We start from the raw sequence: 6,316 nt of genomic DNA, 5'->3' as shown, positions 1-6,316 counted from the left end.
GGCTGCACTGGGTGGTTTTTTTATGTTCGGCTGGGATATCTTGGGTCATAAAGTACCAAAATCCATGGCTTTAGGGCATGGTTTAATTGCTGTAGCCGGTTTCATTCTTCTACTCTACTTTGCTTTGAGCCATTTTTAACGGGATTTCAAATGGAAGCCAATTTTAAAAGAGAACGTTACATTTCCTGGTCAGCCATATTAGCCGCTGCAATTATCGGCGTAGGCTTAAATTTTCTATTGAATTTATTATCACTTGGTTTAGGCATTTCCAGTTTTTCAATAAGCGTTCAAGGCGAAACAAGGTTTTCTTTGGCAGGATTCTTCTGTTTCTGTCTTTCCGCGATGATTTCAATGTTTTCTACAGGCTGGATTGCCGGCAGACTTAGCCCCTGTGTTTTAAGTCAAAGATGGGGCGCATTTTATGGGTTTTTAGCCTGGTGCCTGCTTCTCATCTTTACCATTATTCTTATAACAAACATGATCCAATATTCCGCTTTCCACTCAAATTTCACCTCCAATTTGGTTGCTATAAAACTAACAAATAATGCACCTATGCTAACGCAGACAGCTGCTGACATTCAGCAGAACACACCTTTGAGTATTAATATTGAGACCAACAAAAAAGTGTTGACTTTAAATGCCTTGCTTACTTTCATCTTGTTTGCGCTAGGTGCTTGCGCGAGTGTTATAGGTGGTATTTTAGGATACAGAAAACCTCCCTCACCTTTTAAAAAAAATAATCAAACATGAACATTCTCATTTTAGGTGCATCAGGATTTGCAGGCACATGGATAACCTCTGCTCTTTTAAAAGGCGATCATCGAATTTTTTGTGGCGTGAGGGACACCGAGCGGATACAGCGGTTGTTTCCCCAGGCGGAAATCATTTATTGTGATTTTTTAAAGGATAACTCTGTATCGGTCTGGATACCACGGTTAAGAACTATGGACTGTGTTATTAATTGTGTGGGGATTTTTTACCATAAAAATAGAGAAATAATCTGGCGTTTACATTACGAAACTGCGAAAGCAATTTTTATGGCCGCTAAACAAGCAGGTGTAAAACAAATTATTCAACTCTCAGCACTGGCTGTTGAGCAATATGATACGGATTATGCGAAGAGCAAAAAAGCCGCTGAAGATTGTTTGCGATCTTTAAATATTCCACACATCATTTTAAGGCCTTCCTTTATTTATGGACCTGGTGCTCAGGGAGGCCTGGCTTTAATTAGGGCTTTGGCAGCTTTACCTTTTGTGGTTTTTTTACCTGGAACCGGTGAACAGCAATTTCAACCTATTTTCGTAGAAGACTTAGCTCACGCAGTCAAACAGTTGCTGGAGAAAGAAGAGCTTGAAAAATCACTCACTTTAGCAGCCGTGTCTCCCCAACCAATCAGCTTAAAAAGAATGCTTATCACTTTACGCTACTGGTTGGGTTTAAAAGAACCTTTCTTTATTTCCATCCCTATAGCTCTGTTACGGTTTATCAGTAAACTCGGGAACAGGCTTTCAAATTCGCTGGTTAATGAAGATGCCATAAAGATGCTTGAGTACGGAAATATTAGCAACGAATCCGAAAGTATAGAATTTCAGCGAGCAATTGGCTTTATTCCCAGCAACTTTAAAGAGGCCACACAACTCATTCCAAGTGGAAGGCAGGACTTCTGGTACTCAAGACTATTTTTCCTAAGACCTGCCCTTAGAATTAGTTTGGCTTTTATGTGGCTAGCCAGCGCTTTAACCAGTGGTGTGCTTTATCCAGCACATGAGTCTTACGAGCTTTTGGCCTCAGTAGGTATAACTGAATTTTGGCAACCCTTGTTTTTATACGGAGCCACTTTTTTAAATTTTCTAATCGGATTATCTTTATTAGCCAATTACAAAACCAAAATTAATTGCCTCGCCCAGATTGTGGTCATGCTGATTTACAGTTTGATTATTACAGTCAAACTCCCTTATTTGTGGCTAGAGCCTTTTGGTCCTGTTGTTAAAAATATACCCCTATTCGTCAGCATTTTGATGCTATATGTTATGGAGTCAAACTAATGTTGTATTTATGGCTTAAATACATTCATATTTTGAGTTCCACCATTTTATTCGGTACAGGTATTGGTACGGCTTGTGTGATGCTATATGGCCATTGGACTAAAGACCTTGCAGCGATGGCAATCATCAATCGGTACGTCGTTTTGGTGGATTGGCTATTTACGGGAACATCCGGATTTATCCAGGCAATAACCGGTCTGACTATGGTTTATATTGCCAAGTATCCACTCACCTCATTATGGATTTGGGGCGGAATCACTGGTTACATTATCACTGCTCTATGCTGGTTTCCTGTGGTTTATTTGCAAATAAGGATTCGAGACATTACCGTCAAAGCCTGGCAAAACAAAGAAGCATTACCAGAAATATACTATACCTATTTTAAATGGTGGTTTGCCTTAGGATGGCCTGCTTTTATAAGTTTGTTAATAGTATTTTATCTAATGGTGATGAAGCCTTTTTAAAGGAGGCTCTTTTGGAAGTATCACTTTATTCTGCCGAAACCTGCGAAAAAATGGCGAAAGCTGCATCTTTACGTTATGTCAGTGATTCAGTGCCTGGTATTTCGAGAAAGAAAAATAAAGCGGGTTTTATATATTATTATCCCGACGGTCGACAAGTTCTCGAGGAAAAAGTGCTGCAGCGGATTAATGCCTTAGCCATTCCACCTGCCTATCACGACGTGTGGATTTGCCCCTATGCAAACGGCCACATTCAAGCAACCGCAAGAGATGATAGAAACAGAAAACAGTATCGTTACCATTCCTTATGGCAAGAATGTCGACAACAACAAAAATTTTACATGATGATTTCCTTTGGGAAAGCCTTAACGGCTATACGTGAGCACGTTAATCGTGAACTCAGAAAACCTGCCACATTAAGCAGAGAACAAATAATATGCGCCATCATTTATCTGCTAGATAATGCTTGCTTGCGCATAGGTAATTCGGTTTATGCCCGCGAAAATAAATCCTACGGTTTAACTACTCTGCGGAAGAAACATTTATCCATTGAGGAAAATAAAGCTATGTTGGATTTTGAGGGTAAGAGCTCCAAAATTTGGCATATTGATCTAAAGGATCGAAAAATTGTTAAAATTTTAAAAAAATGTGAAGAAATTCCCGGCTATGAATTATTTAAATATTACGATGAAAATGGCGCATTAAATGTCGTTTGTTCTCAGGAAATTAATGCTTATTTACAAACCCTAACCAAAAAACCCTTCACCGCTAAAGATTTTAGGACCTGGATAGCTTGCCGGGAAACTCTCTGCCGCTTGGTAGAAATTTGTCTTTCCAATGAGCCCCCAACCCCAAAAAATTTAAAAAGCACCATCAAAGAGGTTGCCGATTTACTAGGCCACACAACCAGTGTCTGCCAGAAAAATTATATTTATCCAGGGATGTTAATTTGGTGGCAACAAGGACGTTTGCACAGCTGGGTAAAACGAAATAAAGCCAAAATCCAGCAACTGGACGATGACTCGCTTCTCTTATATTGGTTGAAAAAGGCCTGCAAGGAAAATGAAGATCTTCTACTAAAATCGAGGAAAAAATACTCATCGGCGTAATGGATAGACGAAATCAGCTCCGCCATTCTGGACAAATTACAGCAATATAGAAGAGGCTTGATTGAAATGCGCAACTCCTTATACAAACCTCATTTATTGCTAGTACATCTATGCCATTGGTCTAATATTTCACCACCGATCAATACTGATATTGGATATGGCAAGTCACATAATAAAATCCACACTCACGGAGCGGATTATAATTCTACAATTTGCGCGTGGTTTTGGTAAAATGGAGGCGATTGCCCCTTCAATTGTACAAGTTAGCTCATTGTTGGCGATTAAGTCTATTGACATGGAGCCGCTTGGCGCATCTTGTCAAATGCCATCTACTCAATGGAGTAACTGCCGTTTATTTTGTACGCTATACTATTCTTCTAGAAGCTCTTTTATGCAATATAAGGGAATATAATGCTAAAGGAAGAACTTGCTCGTACTTTTAAGCAAGTACGGCAACGGACAGAACAAATCTGCCATCCTCTTTATGCAGAAGACTATGTCATTCAGGGTATGGCTGATGTAAGTCCACCCAAATGGCATTTAGCTCACAGCAGTTGGTTCTTTGAGACTTTTATTTTACAACCTTATTCCCCCTCTTACCGTTTATTTGATGGCTCATTTGCTTATCGCTTCAACTCCTATTACCAAACAATAGGTAAACCTTTTACACGCTCCCAGAGAGGATTGCTGTCAAGACCCACCGCGGAAATCGTCTACGCCTATCGTCATTATATCAACGAGCATTTGCTGGAATTACTCGATGGAAAAACCGAAGATGAATTAAACCAACTAAAGGATTTAATTGTCCTGGGCTTGCAGCACGAACAGCAACACCAAGAACTATTATTTATGGATATAAAATTCAATCTGTCTCTGGATCCAGATTTTCCAGCTTACAATAAAATCCCGGCAACAAGCTCATTGAAAACAGTCAAACCTCAATCTATCCCCAACCTGGAAATCACGGGAGGACTAACTGAAATTGGTTATTCAGAACAAGGCTTCTGTTTTGATAATGAATTGCCAAGACATAAAATTTTTCTTTATCCCTATGCAATCTCTTCTTTATTGGTTAGTAATGCTGAATACCAAGAGTTCATGGAAGACGGAGGCTATAGTAACTCCAGATGGTGGTTATCAGACGGCTGGGATTGGGTTTTGGCCAACCAGATTTCTTCTCCTTTGTATTGGCATGATATGGGAGGTAAATGGCATCTTTTTACACTAAATGGTTTGCAGGCATTAAATCCAGCCGAGCCTGTATCCCACATCAGTTATTTTGAGGCAGATGCCTACGCAAGATGGCGCGGTTATCGTCTTCCTACTGAAGCAGAATGGGAACACTATGTAAGTCAGGCCGCGTTTCCTTTAGAACAGGCTAATTTTATGGAAAGCGGACACTATCACCCACAAGACCCTAAATCAGAACAGCCAGATTTACCGCAACAGTTTTTAGGTGATTTGTGGGAGTGGACCGCAAGTCCCTACTCACCTTATCCCGGCTATAAAATGTTGGAGGGTAGTCTAGGAGAATACAATGGCAAGTTCATGAATAATCAATATGTCTTACGTGGAGGTTGCTGTGTGACTCCCAAACAACACATCCGGTTAAGCTATCGCAATTTTTTTCAGCCAGAAAAACGCTGGCAATTTAGCGGAATTCGTTTAGCAACTAGTCTATAGGAGCTCAGCATGGCTGCCTTATTAAAAGCTATACAGAATCATCAGTCCCACAATCAGGCTAACAATGAATTTATGAGAGATGTTTTATTAGGACTTTCTCGATCTAAAAAGACCATTCCGTCGAAATACTTTTATGATGAGACCGGTTCCGAACTGTTTAATCGAATCACAAAACATCCAGATTACTATTTAACTGCTTGTGAGATTGATATTCTTACAACCATTAGAAAAGAGTTATCCGCATTACTAGGAAAGACCACTTTTAATTTGATCGAATTAGGGCCTGGGGAGGGTATTAAATCCAGGTTGTTGATTGATCAATTTATTAAAGACCGGCGTTCTTTCAGCTACTGCATGATTGATATTTCCACGCAGTACCTGGAACAGTTAGCACAAAAAATAAACGGGGAATTACCTGATTTAAACATTATTTCAATCAATTCCGACTATTCTAATGGCATTAAATGCTTAGGTGAAACCTCCAAAGAAAAGAACTTCGTTTTATTTTTAGGTTCAAGTATAGGCAATTTCGATCTTTCAACATCGAGGTGTTTTTTACAAGAAATACGTCAATCCTTGCAAGAAGGAGATTACATGCTCATTGGTTTTGATCTACGAAAAGATATTGACGTTCTTCTTCGCGCCTACAATGATCGTGATGGTATAACCCGTGCCTTTAATTTAAATCTCCTTGAGCGAGTGAATCGAGAACTAAACGCGGATTTTAATTTAAAATCTTTCGAACATTACGGCAATTACAACGTGCTTGATGGAGCTATGGAAAGCTTTATTGTCAGTCGGGCAGAACAAACGGTTCATATTGGGTCATTAAATAAAACCTTTTTCTTTGACCGATTTGAACCCATACATGTGGAATCTTCATACAAATACACTCTGTTTCAAATCGAACATTTAGCACAAACAAGTTACTTTGAAGTGGTAAACAATTTCAGTGATTCACAAAACTATTTTGTAAACTCACTATGGCGAGCAAAACCCAAATGAAATAATCTCTTCA

General features: G+C 39.4%; 7 protein-coding genes (1 of these 7 only partly in view). All 7 read left to right on the top strand.

The features are described from left to right. Positions 1-139, top strand: the 3' end of a protein-coding gene (locus EL203_RS06525; protein ID WP_058469934.1) for a hypothetical protein. Its footprint begins 200 nt before the window's first position; only the last 139 of its 339 coding nucleotides appear in the window; its start codon lies beyond the left edge, outside the window; it ends in the stop codon at positions 137-139. An 11-nt stretch (positions 140-150) separates the two neighbouring features. Then, positions 151-750 carry a hypothetical protein gene (locus EL203_RS06520; RefSeq protein WP_058469935.1) on the top strand — a complete coding sequence of 200 codons (600 nt, stop codon included), beginning with the start codon at positions 151-153 and terminating at the stop codon, positions 748-750. Further along, a complete protein-coding gene (locus EL203_RS06515) occupies positions 747-2,045 on the top strand; it encodes an SDR family oxidoreductase (protein WP_058469936.1) in 1,299 nt (432 codons plus the stop codon). The genes EL203_RS06520 and EL203_RS06515 overlap by 4 nt, the downstream gene beginning before the upstream one ends. Then, the gene (locus EL203_RS06510) at positions 2,045-2,509 is read left to right on the top strand and encodes a DUF2269 family protein (RefSeq protein ID WP_058469937.1); all 465 of its coding nucleotides are present in this window, start codon (positions 2,045-2,047) and stop codon (positions 2,507-2,509) included. Before EL203_RS06515 ends, EL203_RS06510 begins: the two co-directional genes overlap by 1 nt. Before the next feature lie 11 nt (positions 2,510-2,520). Further along, positions 2,521-3,615 carry a DNA topoisomerase IB gene (locus tag EL203_RS06505; protein ID WP_162262726.1) on the top strand — a complete coding sequence of 365 codons (1,095 nt, stop codon included), beginning with the start codon at positions 2,521-2,523 and terminating at the stop codon, positions 3,613-3,615. Between the two features lie 411 nt (positions 3,616-4,026). Then, positions 4,027-5,298: an ergothioneine biosynthesis protein EgtB gene (egtB, locus tag EL203_RS06500; protein WP_058469939.1), complete on the top strand. Its 1,272-nt coding sequence runs from the start codon at positions 4,027-4,029 to the stop codon at positions 5,296-5,298. Between the two features lie 9 nt (positions 5,299-5,307). Further along, on the top strand, positions 5,308-6,303 hold the full coding sequence (gene egtD / locus EL203_RS06495; RefSeq protein WP_058469940.1) for an L-histidine N(alpha)-methyltransferase: 996 nt from the start codon (positions 5,308-5,310) through the stop codon (positions 6,301-6,303). Positions 6,304-6,316: the final 13 nt, after the last annotated feature.

The organism is Legionella jordanis, assembly GCF_900637635.1.
Lineage (GTDB): Bacteria > Pseudomonadota > Gammaproteobacteria > Legionellales > Legionellaceae > Tatlockia > Tatlockia jordanis.
Note: the sequence above shows the minus strand (reverse complement) of the source record. Positions and strands in the feature narration are given on the sequence as shown.